The organism is Methylobacterium sp. ARG-1, from assembly GCF_001262595.1.
GTDB lineage: Bacteria > Pseudomonadota > Alphaproteobacteria > Rhizobiales > Beijerinckiaceae > Methylobacterium > Methylobacterium brachiatum.
Genome location: NZ_LHCD01000002.1, coordinates 86376 through 113096 on the forward strand (window position 1 = coordinate 86376; position 26721 = coordinate 113096).

Here is a 26721-nt window from a genome sequence, read left to right on the forward strand (position 1 = left end):
CCGCGCCTGCCGACAAACTTCCTGCGCTCGCAAACTCAGTCGCGCACGACCACCTTGGTGCCGACCCGGACCCGGTCGTAGAGATCGACCACATCCTTGTTGGTCATCCGGATGCAGCCCGAGGAGACCGCGGCGCCCATGGTCTCGGGCTCGTTCGAGCCGTGGATCCGGTAGAGCGAGGAGCCGAGATAGAGCGCACGGGCGCCGAGCGGGTTGTCCTGGCCGCCGGCCATGTAGCGGGGCAGGTCGGGGCGGCGGGCCAGCATCTGCTGCGGCGGGCGCCAGGCCGGCCATTCCTTCTTCATCGTCACCGTCTTGGTGCCGGACCAGGAGAAGCCCTGCCGGCCGACGCCGACGCCGTAGCGGATCGCCTCGCTGTTCCCAAGGATGTAGTAGAGCCGGCGCTGGCGGGTCGAGATCACGATGGTGCCGGGCTTCTCGGTGCTGTTCCAGCCGATCGTCTCGCGCGGGATCGCCTGGCTGCGGAAGACATTCATGAAATCCGCGAGCGGCCCGCTGTCCAGCGGGCCGGCGGAAGCGGGCGCGCTCCCCAGCAGGGCGCCCGCCAGCGCGAGCATCGCGATCCGTCTCGACATGGTCTTCATCCTCATCACGTGCCGGTTCTTGCCAAGGGCGTCGGTCGTCGCGGGTGCGCCGCGATCCTCCGGCGAGCCGGCCCCGACTTCGCGGCAAGGTTGAGGCCGGCGGGGTGACGCGCGCGAATCCGGTCGGCCCTGTGGGCTCCGGGCAACACTGAAAAAAGGCGCGACGCCGTGGGTGATTGCGCCGGAGGACGGCCATGCTTATCTCCGGGGCGTGATCCGATCCGTCGCCCTTCTGGCCCGCCGCGTCGCGGGCTCGCCGGACCGCCTCGTCCGGAGCCTCGCCGTGCTGGCGGTGCTCGTCGTCGCGGCGGCTGCGCTGACGGCTGCGCCCCGTCCGGCCCGGGCCGCGCCGGTGGCGGGTCCGGCCTGCTGGGTGGTCAGCCAGAAAGTCGCCGTCCTGTCGGGCGCCCGCAAGGTCGAGACGCGCAAGAGCGCCCCCGAGGCCCGTCGGGCTCTGTTCGACGGGACCGACTTATGCCCGGCCGATCTCGAGATCGGCGGCGAGCTCGGGCTCCCGCGCCGCCCGGTCGAGGCCCCGCGGCCGCGTCACGCCTCCGCCGCATCCTATGGTTATGCTCCGACCGTCGCGCCGGCCTTCGGACCGGACGAGGCCCTGCGCCGGCCGCCCCGGACGGCCTGATCCGCGCCGCCGGTTCGTCCACCGGCCGGGCGACCGATCTTCGCCGTATCGGCGCAGGCCATCGTCCCGGATCCCGGATCCGGCCTGGTAACCTGAAGTCCCGATCGCGCCGCATCGCCTTTCCGAGAGCCGGGAAACCCCGTTCGGGAGGATGCGCGATCCGCCTCGACGACGCGCGGCCCTTGCTCCGCGCCGGCCTTTGCAGACGCATGTATCTCCAGGAGCGTCGGAACCCGTGACCCGCACTTCGTCCGCCCTTTCCCCGTCCCCCGTCCGGCGCGCCGCGCCGCGCGTGACCGTCCTGGGATCGGCCGCCCTGCTGGCCCTCGCGCTGGGGGCCTGCAACCCGAAGCAGACGGCCGCGCCGACGCCGCCGGTGCCGGAGGTCGGCTTCGTCACGGTGACGCCGCAGGCGATCCCCTACCTGCGCGACCTGCCCGGCCGGGTGGCGCCGATGCGCATCGCCGAGGTCCGGTCGCGGGTCTCGGGCCTCGTGGTCAAGCGCCTGTTCGAGCAGGGCAGCCAGGTCAAGGAAGGCGACATCCTCTACAAGATCGACCCGGCCCCCTTCGAGGTCGAGCTGGCGAGCGCGGAGGCCGTGCTGGCCCGCCAGGAGGCCGCGCTGGTGCTGGCCCGCCAGCAGGCTGACCGGCTCGAGACCCTGCTGACCCGGGCGACCGCCAGCCAGGCGCAGTACGACGCCGCCTTCGCGGCCAAGAAGCAGGCGGAGGCCGAAGTCGCCGGTGCCAAGGCGGCCCGGGACCGGGCGCAGCTCAACCTCGGCTGGACCGACGTGCGCGCGCCGATCACCGGCCGGATCGGCCGGGCGCTGCTCACCGAGGGAACCCTGATCGAGCCGGGCTCCACGGGCGCGCTCGCCACGATCCAGCAGCTCGACCCGATCTACGTCGACATCACCCAGTCGGTGGGCGAGCTGAACCGCCTGCGCCGGGATCTCGCCAGCGGCGAGCTCGCCCGGCTGGAGGACAACACCGCCAACGTCCACCTGATCATGGACGACAACTCCCTCTACCCGCTGGCCGGCCGCCTGCTATTCTCGGACGTCACCGCCGATCCGAGCACCGGCCAGGTGACCCTGCGGGTGCAGTTCCCCAACCCGCACGACGAGCTGTTCCCGGGCATGTATGTCCGCGCCCGGATCAAGCAGGGCATCGATTCCGACGCGATCGCGGTGCCCCAGCAGGCGATCCAGCGCACCGAGGACGGCCGCGCCGAGGTCTGGCTGGTCCGGGCCGACGACACCGTGATGCGCCAGCCCGTCGAGGTCGGGCCGGTGGTCGGGCAGAACTGGCTGATCCGCGACGGCCTCAAGGCCGGCGAGCGGGTAATCGTCGACGGCGTCCAGAAGATCACCGCGGGCGTGAAGGTGAAGCCTGTGGACCAGACGCCGCTCCACGGCGAGGCGGGTCCGAAGCACGACGCCGACGAGGCTCCCGACGCCCCCGGCGACAAGGCGGAGGCCGCCCCGCGCGCCGCCGCGGTCAACCGCCACTGAGTCCGGGGGACCTCGCGCATGGCACGCTTCTTCATCGACCGCCCGGTCTTCGCCTGGGTGGTGGCTCTGTTCATCTGCCTGGGCGGCGCCCTGGCGATCCCGAACCTGCCGATCGCGCAGTATCCGGTGATCGCCCCGCCGCAGATCGCCCTGTCCACGGCCTATCCCGGCGCCTCGGTGGACAGCCTCTATGTCGGCACGACCCGGCTCATCGAGGATGAGCTGAACGGCGCGGCCAACATCATGAACTTCGAGTCGACCACCGACTCGTTCGGCTCGGTCAACATCACCGCGACCTTCCTGCCCGGCACCGAGCCGGCGCTCGCCTCCGTCGAGGTGCAGAACCGGTTGAAGCGCGTGGAGGCCCGCCTGCCCGCGGAAGTCCGCCAGCAGGGCATCCTGGTCGAGGAGGCCTCGGCCGCGACCCTCAACATCATCACCCTGATCTCCAAGGACGGGTCGATGGACGAGGTGGGCCTGGGCGACTTCCTGATCCGCAACGTCATCAACGAGATCCGCCGCATCCCGGGCGTCGGGCGCGCGACGCTCTACTCCACCGAGCGCTCGCTCCGGGTCTGGGTCGATCCGGACAAGCTGCGCGGCCTGTCGCTCAGCGCCGAGGACGTGACCGGGGCGATCCGCAACCAGAACATCCAGGTCGCCTCCGGCTCGGTCGGCGCCCAACCGAGCCCTACCAAGCAGGCGGTCACGGTGCCGATCATCGTGAAGGGCCAGCTCGGCACCATCGAGGATTTCGGCGCGATCGTGCTGCGGGCCAACCCGGACGGCTCGAACGTGCGCCTGCGCGACGTCGCCCGGATCGAGCTCGGCGGCGACGCCTACCAGTTCTCCACCCGGCTGAACGGCGGCCCGGCGGCCGGCATCTCGGTGACGCTGGCCCCCGACGGCAACGCGCTCGAGACCGCCAAGGCGATCCGCGCCAAGATGGTGGAGCTGTCGCAGTTCTTCCCGCCGGACCTGAAGTGGGACATCCCGTACGACATCACCCCGGCCGTCGAGGCCTCGATCGAGAAGGTGCTGCACACCCTGGTCGAGGCGGTGGTGCTGGTGTTCCTCGTGATGTTCCTGTTCCTGCAGAACATCCGCTACACCCTGATCCCCACCATCGTCGTGCCGATCGCCCTGATGGGCACCGTGACGGTGATGTGGATCTCCGGCTTCTCGGTGAACGTGCTCACCATGTTCGGCATGGTGCTGGCCATCGGCATCCTGGTCGACGACGCCATCGTGGTGGTGGAGAACGTCGAGCGGATCATGAACGAGGAGGGGCTGCCGCCCAAGGAGGCCACCAAGAAGGCCATGGAGCAGATCACCGGGGCGATCATCGGCATCACCCTGGTGCTGATGGCGGTGTTCATCCCGATGGCGTTCTTCCCCGGCTCGGTGGGCATCATCTACCGGCAATTCTCGATCGCCATGGTGACCTCCATCGCGTTCTCGGCGCTGCTGGCCCTGTCGCTGACGCCGGCGCTCTGCGCGACCTTCCTGAAGCCGGTGGAGAAGGGGCACGGCCACGCCAAGGGCGGCGTGTTCGGGATGTTCAACCGCTTCGTCGACCGCGAGACCGCCCGCTACGGCCGCGGCGTCGCGGGTCTCATCCGTAAATCCGGCCGGGTGATGCTGATCTACCTCGCCCTGGTGGCGGGCACAGCCTACGCCTTCATCAACCTGCCGGAGGGCTTCCTGCCGGTGGAGGATCAGGGCTTCTTCACGGTCGACATCCAGACGCCGCCCGGCGCCTCCTACAACCGCACCCAGGAAGCCAACCGCAAGGTCGAGGAGCACCTGCTAGCTCAGCCCGGCGTCGCCACCGTGACCATGCTGAACGGCTTCTCGTTCTCCGGCCAGGCCCCGAGCACCAGCCAGGCCTTCGTCACCCTCAAGCCCTGGAGCGAGCGCGACGCGAAGAACTCGGCCGCCGCCCTGGTGGCCGGCACCAACGCGGCGCTCGCCAGCTACCGCGACGCCACCGTGGACGCCCAGGAACCGCCGCCGGTGGACAATCTCGGCAACGCCGCCGGCTTCTCGTTCCGCCTCCAGGACCGGGCGAACCGCGGCTATGCGGCTCTGCTCTCGGCCCAGGACCAGCTGCTCAAGCTCGCGCAAGGCAGCCCAATTCTGCAGAAGGTCAAGATCGAGGGCCTGCCGCCGACCCCGCAGGCGGAGCTGATCGTCGATCGCGAGAAGGCGGCCGCTCTGGGCGTCAAGTTCGAGGACATCAACGCCACGATCCAGCTCAACCTCGGCTCGGTCTACACCAACGACTTCCCCAACCGGGGCAAGATGCAGCGCGTCTACGTCCAGGCCGAGCAACTCCAGCGCATGAACGCGTCGGACATCCTCAACTACGCGGTGAAGAACGCCACCGGCACTATGGTGCCGATGTCGTCCTTCGCCGAGCTGAAATGGGGCATGGGGCCGAGCCAGATCGTCGGCTTCAACGGCTACCAGTCGGTCCGCATCACCGGCGAGCCCAATCCCGGCTACACGTCGGGCGACGCGATCGCCGAGATGGAGCGGCTGATGCTGCAGCTGCCCAAGGGTTTCGGCTATGCCTGGACCGGCCAGTCGTTCCAGGAGAAGCAGGCCGGCAGCCAAGCCAGCCTGCTGCTGGCGCTCTCGGTGCTGATCGTGTTCCTGTGCCTGGCCGCGCTCTACGAGAGTTGGGCGATCCCGGTCTCGGTGCTGCTGGTGATCCCGCTCGGCGTGATCGGCGCGGTGGCCGCTGTCCATTTCCGCGGCATGCCCAACGACGTGTACTTCAAGATCGGGCTGATCACGATCATCGGCCTGTCGGCCAAGAACGCGATTCTGATCGTGGAATTCGCCAAGGACCTCTGGAGGCCCGGCACCTCGGTGATCCGGGCCGCGGTCGAGGCCTCGACGCTCCGGTTCCGACCGATCGTGATGACTTCGCTCGCCTTCATCTTCGGCGTGGTGCCGCTGGCCATCGCCACCGGCGCCGCCTCCAAGAGCCAGCAGGCGATCGGCACCGGCGTGATGGGCGGCATGATCACCGCGACCGTGCTGGCGGTGTTCTTCGTCCCGGTCTTCTTCGTGGTGGTGATGCGCCTGTTCCGGCGCAAAGCCGTGGCGGAGGGCGAGCGGGGGGAGGGCGCGGACGCGGCGCCCGCCCACCGACCGCATCACGTGGCGGCCGAGTAGGGGCTGCCGGCTTTGGGTTCGTCTCCGGCCTGCGCGGTCGGAGCCCTCGCCCCGCTTGCGGGGTGAGGGCTCCGGCGACCTTGTCGTCGCCGGAGCGAGGCGGCAGCCGAGGGTGAGGGGGCTGCCCCGGAGGAGACTCATCGGTCACGCCCCCTCACGGCCGCTCCGGCTTCGCCTCTCTCTTCCCGCACACGGGGAAAGGGGAACCCGCGCTTCGTCCTGAGATCCGTGAACACCGCACCCCCTCGGCCCCGCATTTTGCATACGGATGGTCCGAACCTTGCTGTGGGTGTGTGGCCGGTGCGGTTTGCCCGCGCGCTTCACTCGGCCTAGGCTCAACCCCTGCGCTGGTGATGGCCGCCTGCCATCAACTTCCATGGTTCCGGAGATCCGCTTGTCCCGTTCGACCCTGAAGATCCTCGCCCGTGGCGTGGCCGCAGGCGCGGTCGCGGCCTTCGCGCTGACGGCTTTGCCCGCCCAGGCCGCCAACGTGTTCCGCTTCGCCTTCCAGGGGGACATCAAGTCGCTCGATCCCTACTCCCTCAAGGAGAGCTTCACGATCGGCATGCACGGCGCCGTCTACGAGTCCCTGATCACCCGCGACAAGGACCTCAAGCTCGCCCCCCAGCTCGCCGAATCCTGGGAGACGCCCGAGCCGACCCGCTGGCGCTTCCATCTGCGCAAGGGCGTGAAGTTTCATGACGGCTCGCCGTTCACGGCCGACGACGTCATCTTCTCGGCGCAGCGCGTCCGTGCCCCGGGCTCGAACTTCCAGACCAACGTGCCGGGCGACGCCGAATTCGTGAAGGTCGACGACTACACCGTCGACATGCTGCTGAAGAAGCCCAACCCCATCGCGGTGTACCAGTTCTCCGGCTGGTACATCATGTCGAAGAGCTGGTCGGAGAAGAACAACGCCACCCAGCCGACGCCGCCCACCGCAGCCGCCCCGAGCTACGCCACCCTGCACGAGAACGGCACCGGCCCGTTCGTGATCACCGAGCATCAGCCCGGCGTGAAGACGGTCTTCAAGAAGTTCGACGGCTACTGGGGCAAGGTCGAGTCGAACCTCGACGAGGCGGTGTTCACCACCATCGGCAACGACGCCACCCGGGTCGCCGCCCTTCTGTCGGGCGAGGTCGACTGGGTCGATCCTGTGTCGCTGCAGGATCAGCAGCGGGTGAATAGCAGCGGTACCGCCACCGTGATGGCCGGGCCAGAGCTGCGCACGGTCTTCCTCGGCATGGACCAGTGGCGGGACGAGCTGAAGGATTCGAGCGTCAAGGGCAAGAACCCGTTCAAGGACCCCAAGGTGCGCGAAGCGTTCTATCGCGCCATCGACGAGGACACGATCGCCAAGCGGGTCATGCGCGGCCAGGCCACGCCCTCGGCCCTGCTGATCGCCCCGACGCTGTTCGACCGCGCCAACGAGATCAAGCGCCCGGCCACCGACCTGAAGCGGGCCAAGGAGCTGATGGTCGAGGCGGGATATCCAGACGGGTTCTCGCTCACCATGGATTGCCCCAACGACCGCTACGTCAACGACGAGGCGATCTGCCAGGCCGTGGTCTCGATGCTCGCCCGCATCAACGTCAAGGTGAACCTCAACGCCCAGCCCAAGGCCAAGTACTTTGCCAAGGTTCTGTCGCCGGGCTTCGACACCTCGTTCTACCTCGTGGGCTGGACCCCGTCCTCGCAGGACAGCCACAACATCCTGTTCGAGATCGCCGGCTGCCGGAAACCCGGCGACAAGTCCGGCCGCGGCGGCTGGAACCTCGGCGGCTATTGCAACCCGAAGATCGACACCCTCGCCGACCAGGTCGAGGCCGAGACCGACAAGACCAAGCGCGACGCCCTGATCAAGGAGGGCTTCGACACGATCCAGGCCGATTGGGGTTACATCCCGCTGCACCAGCAGGCGCTCGCTTGGGGCGTGTCCAAGAAGGTCCATCTTGTGCAGCGGCCGGACAACATGCTGCTGCTCTACTGGGTCTCGAAAGACCCCCAGTAGGGGCCGGGCGTGCTCGCCTTCCTGCTACGCCGGGTGATCCAGGCGACCGCGGTGCTCGCGGTCGTCGGGCTCATCGCGTTCTCGATGTTCCGGTTCGCGGGCGACCCCGTGAACCAGATCGTCGGGCCCGATACGCCTGCCTCCGAGCGGGCCGAGATCCGCAAGAGCCTCGGCCTCGACGATCCGGTCCTGATTCAGTTCGCCCGCTATGCCGGCGACGTGGTGCAGGGCCGGCTCGGGATCTCGTACCAGTTCCGCCAGCCGGTCTCGCAGCTCCTGGCCGAGCGCATGCCGGCGACCCTGGAGCTCGCCTTCTGCGCCACGGTCTTCGCCCTGGTGGTCGGCGTGTTGATGGGGGTTTTCTGCGCGCTGCGCCGGGATTCCTGGCTCGCCGGCCTGTTCCAGGCTGTCTCGCTCATCGGGATCAGCCTGCCGACCTTCCTGATCGGCATCCTGCTGATCTACCTGTTCTCGGTGACGCTCGGCTGGCTGCCCTCCTACGGGCGCGGCGACACGGTGCGGCTCGGCTGGTGGACCACCGGTTTCCTCACCTGGTCCGGCCTCAAGGCGCTGATCCTGCCCTCCATCACGCTCGGCCTGTTCCAGATGACGCTGATCATGCGGCTGGTCCGCGCCGAGATGCTGGAGGTGCTGCGCACCGACTACATCCGCTTCGCCCGGGCGCGGGGCCTCTCCACCCGCGCCGTCCACCTGCGCCACGCCCTGAAGAACACCCTCGTGCCGGTGATCACCATCGCCGGGCTCCAGCTCGGCTCGGTCATCGCCTTCTCGATCATCACCGAGACGGTGTTCCAGTGGCCCGGCATGGGCCTGCTGTTCGTCCAGGCCGTGCAGAACGTCGATATCCCGATCATGTCCGCCTACCTGCTGCTCGTCGCGCTGATCTTCGTGACCATCAATCTGGTGGTCGACATCCTCTACACCGTGGTCGATCCGCGCCTGCGGCTGTCCTCGGCGACGGCATGAGGGCCGGTTGATGAGCGGACGCGATATCGACGCCGGCGGCGCCCCGCCGGTCCCGCTGCAGGCGGCGACGCCCGGCCGGCTCGCGCGCTGGCGCGATTCCGACCTGCTGGCGAGTTTTCTGAGGTCGAAGACCGCGATCGTGGCGCTTCTGGCCACCATCCTGATGGTCGGGCTCGCGGTCGCCGCGCCGCTGATCTCGCCCCAGAACCCCTACGACCCGGCCCAGCTCGACCTGATCAACTCCAACCTGCCGCCGATCTGGCAGGCGGACGGCCAGGCGCCGTTCTACCTCGGCACCGACGACCAGGGGCGCGATGTGCTCTCGGCGGTGCTGTACGGCCTGCGCCTGTCGCTGATCGTCGGGGTGCTCGGCGTGATCACCTCGGGCATCATCGGCATCGCCCTGGGATTGGTTGCCGGCTACGCGGGCGGCGCCCTCGACACGCTGATCATGCGGGTCGCCGACGTGCAGCTCACCTTCCCGGCGATCCTGATCGCCCTGGTGGTGGACGGCGTCGCCCGGGCGAGCTTCGGCGGCGCCCTCGATGTCGGGCCGCTGATCGGGCTGATCGTGATCTCGATCGGCCTGTCGTTCTGGGTCCAATACGCCCGGACGGTGCGCTCCTCCGTGATGGTCGAGAAGGGCAAGGACTACGTCCAGGCCGCCAGGCTGATCGGCCTGACGCCCCCGGTGATCCTGGTGCGCCACGTGCTGCCCAACGTCACCGGCCCGGTCTTCGTCATCGCCACGATCAACCTGGCGCTGGCGATCATCACCGAGGCGACCCTGTCGTTCCTCGGCACCGGCCTACCCGAGACCATGCCGTCGCTCGGCACCCTGATCCGCACCGGCAACCGGTTCCTGTTCTCCGGCGAGTGGTGGATCGTCGCCTTCCCGGGCCTGGCGCTGGCCGGCCTCGTCATCGCCATCAACCTCCTGGGGGATTGGCTGCGCGACGCCCTCAATCCGAAGCTGCAATGATGTTGTTGGACCACGGCGTTTCCCGGGCTCATCCCGCCCGCGCCCTCATCCTGAGGTGCCGTAGCGAAGCGGAGGCCTCGAAGGAGCCCTCCAGGGATCACGCGTCATCTGGAGGCCTCTTTCGAGGCTCGCTGCGCCCGCACCTCAGGATGAGGGTGCGGGCGGGCGCACGCGTCGTTGTCGGAGCCCGCGCGCGATGAGCGAAACCATCCTCTCCGTGCGCGACCTCACGGTCACGTTCGACACGCGCCGCGGGCCGCTCACCGCCATCGACCGGGTCTCGTTCGACATCGGCCGCGGCGAGATTTTGGGCGTCGTCGGCGAGTCCGGGGCCGGCAAGTCGGTCACCGGATCGGCGGTGATCGGGTTGATCGACCGCCCCGGCCGGATCAGCGGCGGCGAGATCTCCTTGCGCGGCGAGCGCATCGACAACCTGCCCCCCGAGGCGATGCGGCGGGTGCGGGGCAGGCGGATCGGCATGATCTTCCAGGATCCGCTGACCTCCCTGGACCCGCTGTTCCGGGTCGGCGACCAAATCGTCGAGACCCTGCGCGCCCATACCGAGCTCTCGGCCAAGGCGGCCCGCACCCGGGCGATCGACCTGCTCGCCGAGGTCGGCATCCCGGCCCCCGAGCGGCGGATCGACGGCTATCCGCATGAATTCTCCGGCGGCATGCGCCAGCGCGTGGTGATCGCGCTCGCGCTCGCCGCCGAGCCGGAGCTGATCATCGCCGACGAGCCGACCACGGCGCTGGACGTCTCGGTCCAAGCCCAGATCATCACCCTGCTCAAGCGCCTCTGCCGCGAGCACGGCACCGCGGTGATGCTGGTGACCCACGACATGGGCGTGATCGCCGAGGCCGCCGACCGGGTCGCCGTGATGTATGCCGGGCGGGTGGCCGAGATCGGCCCGGTCGCCGCCGTGGTGCGGGAGCCGCATCACCCCTACGCGGTCGGCCTGATGGGGGCGATCCCGACCCTGTCGCAGGAGGCCGACCGCCTCAGCCAGATCCCCGGCTCGATGCCCCGGCTCACCGCCATCCCGAAGGGCTGCGCCTTCAACCCGCGCTGCCCGAAGGTCTTTGCCCGCTGCCGTGTCGAGCGGCCCGAGCCGATCCTCGTGGGCGCGAGCCGCGTCGCCTGCCACCTGTACGATGTGACGGAGAAGGCGGCGTGAGCGCCTATGTCGAGGTCACCGACCTGCGCCGCCTGTTCGATGTCTCGAAGCCCTGGCTCAACCGGGTGATCGAGCGCGAGCCCCGCCGGTTCCTCACGGCGGTGGACCGGGTCGGCTTCACCATCGCCAAGGGCGAGACCTTCGCGATCGTCGGCGAATCCGGCTCCGGCAAGTCCACGGTCGCCCGGATGGTGGTCGGCCTGCTGCCGCCCTCGGCCGGCGAGGTCCGGATCACCGGGGTCTCGATGACCGATCCCCGGGAGGCGGCGGCGCGGCGGCGCCTGCGCTCGCGGATCCAGATGATCTTCCAGGACCCCTACGCGTCGATGAACCCGCGCTGGCGCGTGGGCAAGATCATCGCGGAGCCGATCCGGGCGTTCAACCTGATCCAGGGGGAGGGGGCGATCCGCGCCCGGGTCAGCGAGCTGCTCGGCCTCGTCGGCCTTCACGCGGACGATGCCAGGAAATACCCGCACGAATTCTCCGGCGGGCAGCGGCAGCGCGTCGCCATCGCCCGGGCGCTGGCCAGCCAGGCGGAGTTCCTGGTGGGCGACGAGCCGACCTCGGCGCTCGACGTCTCGGTGCAGGCGCAGATCCTCAACCTGATGCGCGACCTGCAGGACCGGCTGGGCCTGACCTACCTGTTCATCTCCCACAACCTCGCCGTGGTCCGCCACATGGCGACCCGGGTGGGGGTGATGTATCTCGGCCGCCTGGTCGAGGTGGCCGCCGCCCGCGACCTGTTCGCCCGGCCGCGCCACCCCTACACGCGGATGCTGCTCGACGCGGTGCCCGACCTCGCCCATGTCGGCCGCGCCCGGGTGCCGGTCTCCGGCGAGATCCCGAACCCGATCGACCCGCCCCCCGGCTGCACCTTCAACCCGCGCTGCCCCCTGGCGAACGACCGCTGCCGCACCGAGGTCCCGGCCCTGCTGGACGGGGTCGCCTGCCACGCGGTGCAGGAGGGCCGGGCCTGATGTTTGGGTGGGCCGGACCCACAGCGACGCATCATGCCGTGCCGACAGGCAATGCGGGGAGAATGGCGGGTCCGACCGTGCTCCCCGGCGCGGGTGCTTTGGTCGGCGGGACGGCCGTCACCATGCGCGGCTGAACGGCAGAGCCGCGGCAGCGGCGAGCATCGATGCCGCGTCGAGCCGCGCGCCCTGATCTCGATCTCGAGCGGCCTTCGAGAGCCTCCCCCCAGACGCCCGATGACCGGGCGCCCCTCTGCGCGAGGCAACGCAGAGGGCGTTTCGGGGGGCTCAGGCCGCGAGGCGCTTTGTCGTCAGCGGAACAGGTTCGGCGGCACCGGCGGGTTCGCGTGGAGCAGCGTGATCGTCACCCGTCGATTCGGCGCGATGTAGGGATTGTCGGGGAAAACCGGCTCGGTGTCGGCGCGTCCCACCACGGACATGAAGTTGTCGTTGGGAACCCCGGCACCCGACAGGATGTCGCGCACGGCGAGCGCACGCCCGGCGGTGAGGTTCCAGGGTTCGCCGGCCCGCGCCGAGCCCGGGCGCGCGGCAGACGTGTGGCCGGTTATCGACAGGCGATTGGGCAGCCGGCGCATGGCGGGCGCGAGCGCCTCCAGCACGCGACGGGTGCGCTCGTAGGGCTCGACGGAGCCCTCGCGGAACATGGCGCGGCCGTCCTGATCCACGAGGGACACGTTCACGCCCTCCTTGGTCGGCTCGATCACGATGTTCTTCGACAGTTCGGCGATGTCGGGCATCGTCTCGAGCGCCTGCCGGAGGCTGGCGATGGCACTGTAATCGGCCTGCACGCTGGCGGCCGGGTGGCTGGTATCGAGATCGTTGGCGCGGCCCGGACGGGACTGGCGCGGTCTGTCCACCTGCTCGTCAGAGCCCCTCTGCGCGTCCCGGGGCGTGGACGCCTTGTTGCCCGACGTGTCCAGGGCGGTGCCGTACAGCATTCCGCCCGCGCCACTGGTTGCCGGGCTCGATGCCGCCGGCGCGAAATATTCCGCCAAACCGACCTTCTGCTCCTGCGTCGTCATGCTGATCAGCCACATCAGCAGGAAGAACGCCATCATGGCGGTCACGAAGTCCGCATAAGCGATCTTCCAGGCCCCGCCGTGATGCGCGTGAGCGGCCTTCTTGACCTTCTTGATGATGATCGTGCTCATCGAATCCCTGCCGGATACCGGGTCAGTTCTGGGCGGGCAGAGCGGCGGTTGCCGCTTCCACCTCGCTGAAGGTCGGGCGGACGTCGCTCATCAGAGACTTGCGGGCAAATTCGACCGCCATCACCGGCGGCTGGCCGCCGATATGGGCGAGGAGACCCGCCTTGAGGGAAAGGTAGTATTTCGACTCGGCCTCGAAGAGGCTCTTGAGCGACTGCGCCATGGGCCCGAAGAAGCCATAGGCGACGAAGACGCCGAAGAAGGTGCCGACGAGCGCGCCGCCGATCAGATGGCCCAGCACCTCCGGCGGCTCCTTGATCGCCCCCATCGTCTTGATCACGCCGAGCACGGCCGCCACGATGCCGAGCGCCGGCGTTCCGTCGGCCAGCGACTGCATGGCCGACACGACACGCTCCTGCTCCTGGTGGTGCGTCTCCAGTTCCTCGTCCATCAGGGCGTCGATCTCGTAGACGTTGTTGGCGCCCAGCGTCACCATCCGCATGTAATCGCAGACGAACTCGACCGCGTGGTGGTTCGCTGCAAAGGACGGGAAGGCGTTGAACAGCGTCGACTCGCTCGGATTTTCAATGTGCGGCTCGAGCGCCATCGAACCCTTCTGCTTGGCAAGCTTGAACAGCGAATACTGCATTCCCAGCAGCTCGACATAGCTGTTCTGCGTGTATTTGGGGCCCTTCACGAGCGTGCCCAGCATAGCGGGCACGGCCTTGAGCACCGGACCGGTATTGCCGATGATGAAGGCCCCGATCGCCGCACCGAGGATGATGACAAACTCGAACGGCTGCCAGAGGACGAGCAGGTGGCCACCCATTGCGGCGTAGCTGCCGAAGACGCAGGCGAAGACGACCAAGGTGCCGACGATCAGCCGCATGATTTGCCATCCTTGCGCGGCGGCCGATTCAGCCCGCGCGAAGCCACTAATGATCTGGCAAATCACTGATTAAGGTTAACGGTGCGTTTCGAGCCGCGGCCAAAGGATTGGCAGATATTTGGTTCCGGCGTTCGGGGTGCGGGTTCGACCTCACGGGCGGGCGCGGGCGTGCCGTAAACGCGACCACGCGGGCTTTCACAACTCGTCAGGCTAGCCGGGCCTGTCGCTCCATCCCTGGAGCCGGCCCCCGATCCTCAACGCTTCCCCTCGCGCTGAAGCGCGAGGCGCGCGTCGATGGGCGTCCACCCGCGGATACGACGCGTGACGACGCGTCCGATCCCTCACGCGTCGCGCCACTCCGAGAACGTTGCCGCCTGGCCCACCGTCACGCCGTTGCGGTCGAGCTGCCAGACCACCGCCTGCTCGATCCAGAACCGTCGGCCGCCCTTGGCGATCCGCAGGCCCCGGTAGCCCCGGGTGAACCCGTCCCGGGCCACCGCGTCGAGGAGGTGCTGCCGCTCGGCGCGCGCGGGCGCCTCGGCCGAGAACCGCGAGGGCAGGCCGACCAGCTCGTCCCGCGCATAGCCGAAACAGGCCTGCGCGGCCCGGTTGGCGTAGACGAAGCGCGGGTCGGCGGCGCCGTCATGGGCCAGCACCACGAAGGGCGCCTGCTCGTAGAGCCAGGCCGCATCCGCCCCGTCGGGGACCAAAGCCGCGCCGAGGCGCCGCCTGTAGCTGTCGGTGAGGACGGCAAAGAAGTCGGGGTCGTGCGAGAGGTCCATCACGGCGGTCCGGAATCGGCTGCACCAGGAGAGCGGCACATAGCCGAGGCCGTACCGCCCGCGCGGTGCCGAATCCCACCCTACAGGACCGGGTCCGCGTCGATGCGCATCCGCAGGATCGCGTAGGGCGGCTGCTGCAGGTCCTGGCCGCGGTTGAATTCCGGCCGCCGGTTGACCTGGGCGCTCGAGATGTAGAGCCACCTGTCCGGCGTGATCCAGAACGTGTCGGCCCAGATCAGCCGATCGTCGGCGGCGAGCAACTCCACGGTCCCGTCCGGCAGGCGCCGGCCGACGGCGTTGTGCTCCTGCAGGCTGAGATAGACCCGGTCCTTCGAATCCGTGGTCAGGCCGCCGGTCATGCCCTTCTCGCCGAGATCCTGGACCTTGGCGGCCAGAGCCGCGTCCGACACGTTCGGGTCGAGGAGCGCGGCGGTCTCCACCGCGTAGAGGCGCCGGCTCATCAGCGGCGCGTAATACAGGCGGCTGCCGTCCGGGCTGATCGCGATGCCGTTGGCCCCGCCCTTCGGGTGTTTCGCGGGAGCATCGCCCTTCTGCTCCATCACCGGGCGCAGCTCCACGAACTTGACCAAGCCCTCCTCGGTTGCGGTGCTGCGGTGGTCGGTGAGGCGCCGGGTCACCCGCCCGCTGGCGAGATCGACCGCCAGGATCGCCCCCTGGCCGCCCTGGCCCTGGTCGGTGATGTAGGCGAGCGCGCGGTCGGCCCGGACGTCGACCCGCAGGTCGTTGAGAGAGGACTCGGCCACCACGCCGGCATCGAGCGGGATCACCCGGCGGACCCGGTCCTGCGTGATGTCGATCTCCAGGAGCTTGGCGGCCCCCGGCACCGGCTTGCCCTTGCCCTGCGGCAGGCCGGAATCGAGGATCCAGAACGTGTCGTTGCGGTCGAACACGCCGTTGGGGACGTGGAAGAGCGTCGCCTGCGGATCCTTTGGGTCCGGCGTATTGGCCCGGGCATCCGGATAGGGCTTCACGGAACCGTCGGGCAGCACCTCGCCCAAGGTCACCGGCTCGGACCCGGTGAAGCGCGGCATCATCACGAACATCCGGCCGCCCCGGGCGATCGCCAGGCCGGTGGGCGTCGACGGAGCGTTGGCCGCCATCGCCAGGTCCAGCGTGCCGGCGGGGCGGCTGGTGGGAGGCTCACGGCCTGCGGGCGGCGTGGCGGACGGTGCGGGCGCTGGTCCCGCCTGGGCCGATCCGGCCGCGAGGGCGACGAGGCCCGATCCGATCAGGCGGCGGCGGTCGAGGAGCATGCGGTTCCTGCAGCAGGCGAGCGGGTCGGCGGCCCAACGCGCGGCGGCGGCGGGTGATCCCGGATCCGAGCAGGGTGCGATCCGATCCCGCCCCGGATCGCCGCGCGACCCGGCCATCGTGGGATCCCGACACGACCAGGCGATCCGGCGTATCCAGCAGCGAAGAACGACATGTCGTCCTGTATCCGGATGGCAAGATCCTTTTCGGCAAGACCTTTGGAAGCGAATATGAAGTGATGATCTAAAATACTACGGTATTTATGTATTGATAAATTTCTTGACATTTCGATTGCGGCTAAGCTATGGCCCGATCAGTATCAATCATGATGCGGATCAGGCACCGCGCATCTGAATGCAGGGCGGCCAGTCATCGCGTAGTTCAGCGTGGGGCCGGAGATCAGGCGCGGTCGGCACGAGGCCGGCTCGTCGTCAGATGTTCGCATCGTGTCCGGATGAGCTGGGTTTAAGCCTCCGGTGTTCATGATCACATCGTCATGGTAGCTGGGCTACGGTCGCCGGTGCGGTGATCGCACGCGCAGCACGGGTACGGACGGCCGTCTTCCGGCGCTGCGACGATCGCGGGGACCGGGCCCGAGACCGACAGGCAGGAGAGGCATGGATCCCCAAGGATCCGAACAGGTATCGGAGCGCCCCCCGCGCCAGAGCACCCAGCCGCGGATCCTCGCAGTGGCGGTGCAGAAGGGCGGCACCGGCAAGACCACGCTGGCCGCCTCGCTCGCCGTTGCGGCGGCGCAGGCCGGCGAGCGCGTGACCGCGCTCGACCTCGACCCGCAAGGCTCCCTGGCCGGCTGGGGGGCGCTGCGCGAGCGCAACGCAGTGGCGGTCGACCGGATCCAGCCCTGGGAGATCGGCCAGCTCCCCGAGATCCTGGACATCCTCGGCCAGCAGGGCACGACCCTCGTGGTGCTCGACACCGCCGGCAGCTCCGCCGGACTGGCGCCGGCCCTGAAGGGGGCGGATTTCGTGCTGATGCCGGTGCGGCCCTCGCGCCTCGACATCGTGGCGGCGCGCCCGACCCTCCAGGCCCTGATGAATCTCGGCCTGCGCGGCCGGTTCGCCCTGGTGCTGAACCAGTGCCCGCCGCCGCCCTCGCCGCGCACCAGTGCCTATGCCGCGCAATTGCGGGCGCTGGGGGTGCTGGCCGAGCCCGGCATCATCCACCGGGTCGACCATCAGGACGCCCTGGCGACCGGACTCGGCGTCACGGAATACGCGCCCGCGAGCCCCGCCGCCGAGGAGATCCGGGCCCTGTGGGCCTGGATCGACGCGAAGATGCGGGGGTCCCGCCCCGACGATCAGCCCTGACCGAGCGCCGCGAGGATCCGCGCCCAGGAGCGCGTGCCCTTGTGGAAGCTCGTCAGGTCGTACTTCTCGTTGGGCGAGTGGATTCGGTCGTCGTCCAGGCCGAATCCGATCAGCAGCGTGTCGCGGTTCAGGAGCCGCTTGAAGTCGCCCACGATCGGAATCGAGCCGCCGGCGCCCACGGTCACGGCCGGCACGCCCCATTCCTCGGCGAGCGCCGCCTTGGCGGCCCCGAGCTGCGGCATGTCGAAGGGCAGGCTGATCGCCCGCGAGCCCTTGTAGGTGATGACATCGACCGTGCAGTCCGACGGCACCCGTTCGCGCACGAAGGCCTCGAACCGTTCGGCCAGAACCTTCGGGTCCTGGTCGTCCACGAGGCGGAACGAGATCTTGGCCGAGGCGGTCGAGGCGATCACCGTCTTGGTGCCCTCGCCGGTATAGCCGCCGATGATGCCGTTGGCGTCGCAGGACGGGCGCGACTGCACCAGCTCGATCGGCATCCGCCCGCGCTCGCCGGCCGGCTCCTTCAGGCCGATCGGCCCGAGCAGGGTCTCGGGCGTCAGCCCTAGGCCGCGCCACTGCTCCAGCACCTCGGGCGGGCGCTCGTGCACGCCGTCGTAGAAGCCCGGGATCGTGACCCGCCCGTCCTCATCGTGCAGGTCGGCGATGATCTTGGCGAGCACGTGGATCGGGTTGCGGGCGGCGCCGCCGAAGAAGCCCGAATGCAGGTCGCGGTCGGCGCAGGTGACCTTCACCTCGAAATACGCGAGCCCGCGCAGCGACGAGGTGATGGCCGGCGTGGTCCGGTCCCACATGCCGGTGTCGCACACGAGCACCACGTCGCAGCCGAGGCGGTCGTGGTTGGCCGCGACCCATTCGGGCAGGCCCTGCGAGCCGCTCTCCTCGGCGCCCTCGATCAGGATCGTGACGCCGCAGGGCAGCTCGCCGCTCATGGCGATATGGGCCCGGCACGCTTCCACGAAGGTCATGACCTGGCCCTTGTCGTCGGAAGACCCGCGCCCGACGATGGTCTTGCGGCCCTCCGCATCCGACGCGATGCGCGGCTCGAAGGGCGGCGTCGTCCACAGGTCGAGCGGGTCGACCGGCTGCACGTCGTAATGGCCGTAGAACAGGACATGCGGCGCGCCGGGCTTCGGCTTGGTCGCGAGCACCACCGGGTGCAGCGAGGTGTCCTCCACGGAGGTCTCGAAGCCGAGCGCCGTGAGGTCCTGGGCGAGCCACGTGGCGGCGGCGCGGCAATCGCCGGCATGGGCCGGCTCGGTCGAGATCGACGGGATCCGCAGGAAGGCGAACAGCCGCTCCAGGGCGTTCTCAAGGTCCGTGTCGATGTCGTTGAGGATCGCGTCGAGCGCGGCCATCGGGAGCTCCGGGATGCGGCGGGGATTTTTTCGCGACGACAGGGTTAGCCGAGGCGAGGCGGGCCCGGCAACGGCCGGATGTCCGACCCTGAGACCGATCGTCTGCGGAACAGGCGTAGTTTGGAATGGTTATCAACCGACTGGCCCCGTGGGCGCCGGCTCCTCGCCGCCCCAGACCGATCTTCCGTTCCCCGTCCGGCCCCGCGGCCGGCCCAGATCGTGGACGACAGCATGCTCCTCGAAAACAGTCCGCCGGTGCGGGCCGATACCGCGCTCGACATCACCCTGACGATCAACGGGCAGCGCCGGGCGCTCAAGGTCACGCCCTGGACCACGCTGCTCGATCTCCTGCGCGAAAAGCTCGACCTCACCGGCACGAAGAAGGGCTGCGACCACGGCCAGTGCGGCGCCTGCACGGTGCTGGTGAACGGCACCCGGGTGAATGCCTGCCTGACGCTGGCGGTCATGAAGGACGGGGCCGAGATCACCACGGTCGAGGGTCTTGCCGGCCTCGGCGACCGGGGTGGCAGTAACGCGCTCCATCCGATCCAGGAGGCGTTCATCGAGCACGACGCCTTCCAGTGCGGCTACTGCACGCCGGGCCAGCTCTGCTCCTCGGTCGGTTTGATGAACGAGGGCCACGCCCATAGCCGCGAGGAGATCCGCGAGGCGATGAGCGGCAACCTCTGCCGCTGCGGTGCCTACACCAACATCGTCGACGCGATTGAGGACGTGATGCAGGGAGCCACCCGATGAACCGCTTCGATTATGTCCGCGCCGGCACGGTGGCGGAGGCGGTCCAGGCCTACGGGGCGGGCGCACGCTTCATCGCGGGCGGCACCAACCTGATCGACCTGATGAAGTACGACGTCGAGAAGCCCGGCCGGCTGATCGATATTACCCGCCTGCCCCTCGATGGCATCGAGGCGCATGAGGGCGGCCTGCGGCTCGGGGCGCTCGCGACCAACGCCAAGGTCGCCTACGACGACCGGGTCGCCACGCAATACCCGCTGCTGCGCAACGCCATCCTGGCCGGGGCCTCGGCGCAGCTGCGCAACGCTGCCTCCACGGGCGGCAACCTTCTGCAGCGGACCCGCTGCTACTATTTTTACGACACGGCGACGCCCTGCAACAAGCGCGAGCCCGGCACCGGCTGCTCGGCGATCGGCGGCGTCAACCGCATCCACGCGATCTTCGGGGCGAGCGAATCCTGCATCGCCACCCACCCGTCCGACATGTGCATCGCCCTGGCGGCGCTTGAGGCCACGGTCCGGGTGAGCGGGCCGCAGGGTGAGCGGACGATCCCGTTCTCGGATTTCCACCGGCTGCCGGGCGATAGCCCTGAGATCGACACCAACCTCGCCCCCGGCGAGATCATCGTGTCGGTGGACCTGCCGGAGAGCAAGTTCCCGCAGCACTACACCTATCTGAAGCTGCGTGACCGGCTGTCCTACGCCTTCGCGCTGGTGTCGGTGGCGGCGGGCGTCGAGCTCGACGGCGACACGATCAAGACCGCCCGGCTGGCGCTTGGCGGTGTCGCCCACAAGCCCTGGCGCAACCGTGAGGCCGAGGCGCTGCTGGAAGGCAAGCCCGCGACCCGCGAGAGCTTCCAGCAGGCGGCCGACCTCATCGTCTCCGAGGCCAAGCCGCAATCGGCCAACGGCTTCAAGATCGACCTCGCCCGGCGGGCCATCGTGCGCGGCCTCGAACAGGCCGCTGCCGGCACGCCCCAGTCGCTCAGCGACAAGCGCATCCAGTAGGCATCCCGATGACCCAGACCTTCAGCTCCACCGGCCACGACACCTTCGTCGGCAGCCCGCGCAGCCGCATCGACGGACCCGCCAAGGTCACCGGCCTGGCCAAATACGCGGGCGAGTTCGCCGCCCCGGATCTCACCTACGGCTATGTCGTCTCGAGCGCCATTGCCAAGGGTCGGATCGCGGCGATCGACTCCGCCGCCGCCGAAGCGGTGCCGGGCGTCCTCAAGGTGATCACCCACGAGAACCGGCCGCGCACTGCGTGGCGCGACAAGAACTTCCAGGACGCGGTGGCGCCCCCCGGCTCGCCGTTCCGGGCCCTCTACGACGACCTGATCGTCTATAGCGGCCAGCCGGTCGCCCTGGTGGTGGCCGAGGATTTCGAGACCGCGCGCTACGCCGCCTCGCTGATCCAGGTCCGGTACGAGGCGCAGGAGCCCGAGACCGACCTCCACGCCGTGCGCGGCGACGCCTACGATCCGCCCTACAAGCGCGAGGGCATCAAGCCGCCGCCGGCGCCGTGGGGCGACGCCGACCAGGCCTTCGGCAGCGCGCCGATCCGCGTGCAGGGCGCCTACACGCTGGCCAACGAGCACCACAACCCGATGGAGCCGCACGCCACGACTGTGGTGGTCGAGGAGGACGGGACCTACACGGTCTACGACAAGATCCAGGGCGTCTCGAACAGCCACCAGTATCTCGCCAACGTGTTCGGGCTGAAGCCCGATCAGGTGCGGGTGCTCAACCCCTATCTCGGCGGTGGCTTCGGGTCGGGCCTGCGCCCGCAATACCAGGCCTTCCTGGCGATGCTGGCCGCCCAGGAGCTGAAGCGCTCGGTCCGGGTGACCCTAACCCGCGACCAGATGTGGTCCTTCACCTACCGCGGCGAGGCTCTGCAGACGGTCTCCCTCGGGGCCGAGGCGGACGGCACCCTGACGGCGCTCCGGCACGACGCCGTGCAGGGCACCTCCCAATTCGAGGATTACCAGGAGGTCATCGTCAACTGGTCGGGGGTGCTCTACCGCTGCGATAACGTCGCCCTGACCTACCGGATCGCCAAGCTCGACACCGCCACCCCGGGCGACATGCGCGCCCCCGGCGCCGTCACCGGCGTCTTCGCCATCGAGACCGCGATGGACGAGCTCGCCTACGCGACCGGAATGGACCCGATCGCGCTGCGGCTGAAGAACTACGCGGAGTCGGACGCCACCGCCCAGGGCAAGCCGTTCGGCTCCAAGGAGCTGAAGGCCTGCTTCACCCAAGGCGCCGAGCGCTTCGGCTGGTCCAAGCGCAGCCCCGAGCCGCGCTCGATGCGCGAGGGTCGGGAACTCGTCGGCTGGGGCGTCGCCACGGGCGTCTGGGAATCGATGATGATGCAGTCGAGCGCCATCGCGACGCTCACCGCGGATGGCCGTCTGGTGGTCGGCAACTCCACCGGCGATATCGGCACCGGCACCTACACGATCCTGACGCAGATCGCCGCCGACACCCTGGGCCTGCCTATGGAATCGGTCACGACCAAGCTCGGCGACACGCGCCTGCCCGAGGCACCGGTCGCCGGCGGGTCCTGGACCGCGGCCTCATCCGGCACCGCCGTGATGAAGGCCTGCCGCAATGTCGGCGAGCAGGTGTTCAAGCTGGCCCGTGGCCTGGAGAACTCGCCGCTCGCCAATGTCGATGTCGACCGCGCCGTCTTCGCGGACGGACGTATCTCGGTGGCGGGCGATCCCAGCCGCAGCGTCTCGATGGTCGAGGTGATGCGGGCCGCCGGCGTCGACAAGGTCGAGGCGGTGGAGCAGGCCGGGCCGGACAAGGACTTCAACGAGACCTACCAGGCCTACACCCACGGGGCGATCTTCGTAGAGGTGAAGGTCGACGAGGAGCTGGGCCAGGTCCGGCTCACCCGGGTGGTCTCGGCGATCGCGGCCGGCAAGATCCTCAACCCGAAGACCGCGCGCAGCCAGATCCTCGGCGGCGTCGTGATGGGGATCGGCTCGGCGCTGGAAGAGGAGTCGATGCTCGACCACCGCTTCGGCCGGTTCATGAACCACAATCTCGGCGAGTATCATGTACCGGTCCATGCCGACATCTACGACATCGACGTGATCTTCGTGGACGAGGAGGACAAGGCCAATCCGCTGGGCGTGAAGGGCCTCGGCGAGATCGGCATCGTCGGCACCGCGGCGGCGATCACCAATGCGGTGTTCCACGCCACCGGCAAGCGCGTCCGCGACCTGCCGATCACGATCGACAAGCTGTTGTGACCGGCGGCCGATGTTTCCCGTGAAACATTGGCTGCTTTTTTAACCTCCGCGAGTCCCATCGGAAGGCCCGCCGCACGAGAGTGCTGCAGGCCTGCTGGCTGCTTGGCTGCCGTGCAAACCGCGGTGTCATTCGCGAGCATTGCAGGCAAGCCCGGGATCCGGAAATGCTGACGGCACTGATCCCTGCCGCAATCGCATGTCCGGATCCCTGTTTCCGCTTCGCGTCCCCGGGATGACAGAGAAGGTGGCATCGGCTGGTTTGACCGAGACGGATATTCGGCGCCTGCCGCCGCCTACTCACCATGGATGAGCGCCAGCGCACCGATCCGTTTACCGGTGGGGCGCATCCTGCAGGTCTCTTGCGAAGGAGACCTGCCATGGAATCGGTCTATCGCGGCTTCGAGACCTCGCTGCTCGGTCTCGCTTTCTGTCTCGGCCTGGGCGCCTGCCTCACGCTCGGTACGCCGCCGGCGTCGGGCGACGGGTTCGCCGTCACCCTGCCGATGCTCTCCGTGACGCTCACCGGGCCCTGAGCCGGGCAGCGTTACGCGGCGCTCTGAGGTGCGCGGAACATGAAGGTGCGCGCCTCGTCGTCCATCTCCGACTTGAAGGTGTGGCGGCCCTTCAGCGCCTCGGCGGCCTGCGCGGCCGGGCGGGCGTTGATCGCGTCGAGGTGGCGCTTGACGTGGGGCAGGGTCGCGAAGGCGTCCTCGCCCAGCACGAACGGCACCATCCGGGCCCAGCCCCACACGGCCATGTCGACGATCGTGTAAGTCTCGCCCAACACGTAGGCGCGGTCCGCGAGGCGCGCGTTCAGAATGTCCCAGTGGCGGCGCGCCTCGAAGGCGTACCGCTCGGTGGCGTAGGCGCCGCCGTTGGGGGCGAAGTGGCGGAAATGGACGCATTGGCCGGAGAACGGCCCGATGCCGGTGGCCACGAACATCAGCCAGGATAGCATCTCGCCCCGCGCCGGCTCGCCTTCCGGCAGGAACCGGCCGGTCTTGCCGGCGAGGTAGAGCAGGATCGCGTTCGAATCGAACACCGTCACGTCGCCGTCGACGATGGTCGGCACTTTCGCGTTTGGGTTGAGGGCCGTGTAGGCCGGGTCGAATTGCTCGCCCTTGCGCGGATCCACCGGAACCGGCTCGTAGGGCAGGCCCGTCTCCTCCAGGCAGAGGGCGACCTTCATCGGGTTGGGACTGAGATTGTAGAAGAATCGAATCACGGCGCTCTCCCTGATGCATCGCCCCGCGCGGGGCGACCGGCTCTCGGAAAAAGGTGATGCTCATCAAGCGCTTCGCGCGTCGCCTCGGAGACCTGACCCGGGACGACGGTCGAGCGCCACCGGACGGTCGTCCGGGGCGCGGGCGCGCGCAAGACGCGGCAGAGCGGGGCGGCTATTCCACCACGATCTTGTAGCTGCGGCCCGGCACCAGCGCGGCGCCGCGCTCCAGCCCGTTGAGGACGAGAAACCGGTCGAGCGCCCGGTCCGGCACCGCCATGCGGCGGGTCAGCTCCTCGGCGCTGGTCGATCCGGCCTGCACCACCTGCAGCCGCAGCGGCCGCAGCACCGCCTCCTCGGGCGTGATCGCCCGCAGGCTCGCGACCCAGGGGCGGAAGGCCGGGTCGGGGTCGGTGGCGCCCTTGGCCGCCATGATCATCCGGAAGGCCGTGTCGCCGATCCGGATCGCCCCGAGCCGGAAGGTCCAGTCCTTGCCACGCGACAGCGCGAAGGCCGCCGGGTGGCCGCCGACCTCGCGGGTCTCGAACCCGGCCGGGTCGAGGGCGTCGTTCCAGCTGCCCCTGAGCGCGACGTCGAGGGGCTGGCCCTCCCTGGCCTCGATCTGGTCGAACAGCAGCCGCCGGTTGCCGTCCGGGGTGGTGCCGAGCACCGCCGAGCGGGTGTTCTCCAGGACGAACCCGTCCGGCACGTCGAAGGCGATGCCGAGCCCGGGATGGACGAAGCGGTGGCCGCGCACCGCGCCGTCGCGCGGGTTGTCACCATACGGGAGCCCGTCCACAGCCGCGAGGTAATGCGCCCGGTCGTCGGCCCCGATGCCCGGCGCCCCGATCCGGCGCGCCGCCCGGGTGACCTGGGTGACGCGCTCGGCGGTGCCCGGATGGGTCGCCAGCATGTCGGGCTCGCCCGCGGTGCCGCTGCCGGCCTTCAGGTTGGTCGAGCGGTTGAGGGCCGTGAGGAAGCGGCCGGCGGCGAACGGGTCGTAGCCGGCCTTGGCGAGGGTGCGGACCCCGGTGGCGTCCGCCTCCAGCTCCTGCTCCCGGGAGAACCGGGCCAGCGCGAAGCGCGACTGGTGCTGCAGCTGCGCGCCCGTATCGGGATCGTTCAGCACGTCGGCCACGACCCGGCTGACCAGGGCCGAGCGCAGCTCCAGCTCGCTCCGAGCGGTGGCGTGGTTGAGGGTGACGTGCGCCATCTCGTGGGCGAGCACGGCCGCGACCTCGGAGGTGTCGCTCGCCAGCGCCACTAGCCCGCGGGTGACGTAGAGCCGCCCGTTGGGCAGCGCGAAGGCGTTGACCACGGGCGAATCGAGCAGCGTCACCGCGTAGGCCTGGTCCGGCCGCTCGCTGGCCTTCACCAACCGGTCGGTGACCTCCGTGAGCATCCGCATCACGTTGGGTGCCCGGGCCTCGCCCCCGAACGAGGCCACGAGCTTGAGGTGATCGGCATCGGCGGCGCGCTCGCGGCCGGTGGTGCGCGGCGCGTCGGCCGGCACCTGGACCACGGCCGGCGTCACCGGACCGGTCGCCTGGTCGACCACGCATGCGCCCAGGCCGACAGCCAGAAGCGTCGCCCCGGAACAGGCCGAAGCCAGGCCGCGCAAGCGCCGCCCCACCACTCGCATTCGCTCCGTGATCCCGCCCATCGCGATCAGCGCCGCAGCCCTTGTTCCCCCGCCGGCTCGGCCTCGCGCCGATCCGGCTCACCCAGGATCTCGACCGCGTCGGCGTTGGCCTCCAGGGTCGGGCCGCGCCAGACTTCCAGGATGCCGCGGACCCGCACGCGCCGGCCTTCGAGCGAAGGCGCACTCAAACCACGGGCGAGCATCATTCGCCAAGTGCGTTTCGATACCGTGACCGTGAGCCCGTCCTCGCCGCGGGCCACGAAGTCGAGATAGGTGCGCGCGCTGCGCTCGCCGACATGGCGGATGCGGCCCTCCACGACGGCGAAGCGCCCCTCCCGCGCCCGGAGCGCCGGCCCGTCGGCAGCCTGAGGGACCGGATCGCGCCACAGGCCGAGTCGCCTGTCGCGGGCGGACGCTTCCACCGCGCGCAGGGCCGGGCGGCAGAGCGAATCGCGCTCACCGGCATCCGCGAAAGCCAGCCCGGCCGCGATCAGGCCGCCCGCGAGGTCGATGTCGGTATCGGCCGCTTGGATGTCGGCCCGCTCCCGGCCCCAGCGGTCGGGCTGCCCGCGCGGGACCACGACCAGGCTGTTGCCGCGCCGCGTATCGAGCCAGGCGCGCGCAGCCTCGGCGATCTCCGGGGTGTCCGGCCAGTGCAGGGACTCGAGCACGGCACGGCCGCCCGAGGCGAGACGGATCTCGCCGCGCGGCCCGATCCCGTCGAGGATCTCGGTCCGCGCCGGTCCCGGCCGACACTCCGCCGGCGCGGCGAGACACGGCACGGCAAAGCCAGCGGCCGCGAGGATCTGCACCGCCATCGCGCGGGCCGCCCGGCCCCGTCGCCCGCCCGCCGGCCCGTTGCCTGTCCGGATCATCGAACCCCCCGGCCGATCATGCCCCGGATCGCGCGCGCGCACCGCGCGGTTGGCCTGTCCGGGGGTT

Annotated in this window: 22 protein-coding genes; 13 read left to right on the forward strand and 9 right to left on the reverse strand. The window is 69.6% G+C overall.

The window, feature by feature from the left end:
* Positions 1-35 precede the first annotated feature (35 nt).
* A complete protein-coding gene (locus AKJ13_RS02205) occupies positions 36-596 on the reverse strand; it encodes a L,D-transpeptidase (protein WP_050732136.1) in 561 nt (186 codons plus the stop codon).
* A gap of 181 nt (positions 597-777) precedes the next feature.
* On the opposite strand from AKJ13_RS02205, the gene AKJ13_RS02210 reads away from it, so the two are divergent.
* The 8 genes from AKJ13_RS02210 to AKJ13_RS02245 all read left to right on the forward strand — a co-directional run bounded on the left by AKJ13_RS02210 (position 778) and on the right by AKJ13_RS02245 (position 12081).
* Positions 778-1245, forward strand: a complete 468-nt coding sequence (locus AKJ13_RS02210) for a hypothetical protein (RefSeq protein WP_050731885.1) — start codon at positions 778-780, stop codon at positions 1243-1245.
* 235 nt (positions 1246-1480) lie between these two features.
* Positions 1481-2761, forward strand: coding sequence for an efflux RND transporter periplasmic adaptor subunit (locus AKJ13_RS02215; protein ID WP_050731886.1), 1281 nt, complete (start codon positions 1481-1483; stop codon positions 2759-2761).
* Positions 2762-2779: 18 nt separating this feature from the next.
* Positions 2780-5947 (forward strand): multidrug efflux RND transporter permease subunit, encoded by a 3168-nt coding sequence (locus AKJ13_RS02220; protein WP_050731887.1) that lies wholly within the window; start codon positions 2780-2782, stop codon positions 5945-5947.
* Between the two features lie 394 nt (positions 5948-6341).
* Complete coding sequence (locus AKJ13_RS02225) at positions 6342-7958, forward strand: ABC transporter substrate-binding protein (protein ID WP_050732137.1); 1617 nt, start codon at positions 6342-6344, stop codon at positions 7956-7958.
* 9 nt (positions 7959-7967) lie between these two features.
* On the forward strand, positions 7968-8945 hold the full coding sequence (locus tag AKJ13_RS02230) for an ABC transporter permease (RefSeq protein ID WP_050731888.1): 978 nt from the start codon (positions 7968-7970) through the stop codon (positions 8943-8945).
* A gap of 10 nt (positions 8946-8955) precedes the next feature.
* Positions 8956-9927, forward strand: a complete 972-nt coding sequence (locus AKJ13_RS02235; protein ID WP_050731889.1) for an ABC transporter permease — start codon at positions 8956-8958, stop codon at positions 9925-9927.
* 196 nt (positions 9928-10123) lie between these two features.
* Positions 10124-11104, forward strand: coding sequence for an ABC transporter ATP-binding protein (locus AKJ13_RS02240; RefSeq protein ID WP_050731890.1), 981 nt, complete (start codon positions 10124-10126; stop codon positions 11102-11104).
* Positions 11101-12081: an oligopeptide/dipeptide ABC transporter ATP-binding protein gene (locus tag AKJ13_RS02245; RefSeq protein WP_050731891.1), complete on the forward strand. Its 981-nt coding sequence runs from the start codon at positions 11101-11103 to the stop codon at positions 12079-12081. Before AKJ13_RS02240 ends, AKJ13_RS02245 begins: the two co-directional genes overlap by 4 nt.
* Positions 12082-12389: 308 nt before the next feature.
* Here the strand turns inward: AKJ13_RS02245 and AKJ13_RS02250 are convergent, their stop codons facing one another.
* The 4 genes from AKJ13_RS02250 to AKJ13_RS02265 form a co-directional block, all read right to left on the reverse strand.
* Positions 12390-13250 carry a flagellar motor protein MotB gene (locus AKJ13_RS02250; protein WP_050731892.1) on the reverse strand — a complete coding sequence of 287 codons (861 nt, stop codon included), beginning with the start codon at positions 13248-13250 and terminating at the stop codon, positions 12390-12392.
* Positions 13251-13272: 22 nt separating this feature from the next.
* On the reverse strand, positions 13273-14136 hold the full coding sequence (gene motA / locus AKJ13_RS02255; RefSeq protein ID WP_007567682.1) for a flagellar motor stator protein MotA: 864 nt from the start codon (positions 14134-14136) through the stop codon (positions 13273-13275).
* Positions 14137-14477: 341 nt separating this feature from the next.
* Positions 14478-14918: an MEKHLA domain-containing protein gene (locus AKJ13_RS02260; RefSeq protein WP_064774598.1), complete on the reverse strand. Its 441-nt coding sequence runs from the start codon at positions 14916-14918 to the stop codon at positions 14478-14480.
* A gap of 80 nt (positions 14919-14998) precedes the next feature.
* On the reverse strand, positions 14999-16192 hold the full coding sequence (locus tag AKJ13_RS02265; protein WP_050732138.1) for an L-dopachrome tautomerase-related protein: 1194 nt from the start codon (positions 16190-16192) through the stop codon (positions 14999-15001).
* A gap of 615 nt (positions 16193-16807) precedes the next feature.
* Here AKJ13_RS02265 and AKJ13_RS02270 point away from each other — a divergent pair.
* The gene (locus tag AKJ13_RS02270; protein ID WP_050731894.1) at positions 16808-17518 is read left to right on the forward strand and encodes a ParA family protein; all 711 of its coding nucleotides are present in this window, start codon (positions 16808-16810) and stop codon (positions 17516-17518) included.
* Here AKJ13_RS02270 and AKJ13_RS02275 read toward each other — a convergent pair.
* On the reverse strand, positions 17509-18894 hold the full coding sequence (locus AKJ13_RS02275; protein ID WP_050731895.1) for a M20/M25/M40 family metallo-hydrolase: 1386 nt from the start codon (positions 18892-18894) through the stop codon (positions 17509-17511). The genes AKJ13_RS02270 and AKJ13_RS02275 overlap by 10 nt on opposite strands.
* 231 nt (positions 18895-19125) lie before the next feature.
* Here AKJ13_RS02275 and AKJ13_RS02280 point away from each other — a divergent pair, with 231 nt between their 5' ends.
* The 4 genes from AKJ13_RS02280 (at position 19126) to AKJ13_RS32130 (ending at position 23448) form a co-directional block, all read left to right on the forward strand.
* Entirely contained in the window at positions 19126-19650 is a 525-nt protein-coding gene (locus AKJ13_RS02280; RefSeq protein ID WP_050731896.1) for a (2Fe-2S)-binding protein, read from the forward strand.
* Positions 19647-20654 carry a xanthine dehydrogenase family protein subunit M gene (locus tag AKJ13_RS02285; protein ID WP_050731897.1) on the forward strand — a complete coding sequence of 336 codons (1008 nt, stop codon included), beginning with the start codon at positions 19647-19649 and terminating at the stop codon, positions 20652-20654. The genes AKJ13_RS02280 and AKJ13_RS02285 overlap by 4 nt, the downstream gene beginning before the upstream one ends.
* Before the next feature lie 8 nt (positions 20655-20662).
* Positions 20663-22915: a xanthine dehydrogenase family protein molybdopterin-binding subunit gene (locus tag AKJ13_RS02290; protein WP_050731898.1), complete on the forward strand. Its 2253-nt coding sequence runs from the start codon at positions 20663-20665 to the stop codon at positions 22913-22915.
* 377 nt (positions 22916-23292) lie between these two features.
* Positions 23293-23448: a hypothetical protein gene (locus tag AKJ13_RS32130; RefSeq protein WP_007567661.1), complete on the forward strand. Its 156-nt coding sequence runs from the start codon at positions 23293-23295 to the stop codon at positions 23446-23448.
* An 11-nt stretch (positions 23449-23459) separates the two neighbouring features.
* Here AKJ13_RS32130 and AKJ13_RS02295 read toward each other — a convergent pair whose 3' ends face one another.
* The 3 genes from AKJ13_RS02295 to AKJ13_RS02305 form a co-directional block, all read right to left on the reverse strand.
* A complete protein-coding gene (locus tag AKJ13_RS02295) occupies positions 23460-24140 on the reverse strand; it encodes a glutathione S-transferase family protein (RefSeq protein ID WP_050731899.1) in 681 nt (226 codons plus the stop codon).
* Between the two features lie 172 nt (positions 24141-24312).
* Positions 24313-25800: a M48 family metalloprotease gene (locus AKJ13_RS02300; RefSeq protein WP_050731900.1), complete on the reverse strand. Its 1488-nt coding sequence runs from the start codon at positions 25798-25800 to the stop codon at positions 24313-24315.
* A gap of 5 nt (positions 25801-25805) precedes the next feature.
* Positions 25806-26654 (reverse strand): thermonuclease family protein, encoded by an 849-nt coding sequence (locus AKJ13_RS02305; protein ID WP_050731901.1) that lies wholly within the window; start codon positions 26652-26654, stop codon positions 25806-25808.
* Between the last annotated feature and the right edge of the window lie 67 nt (positions 26655-26721).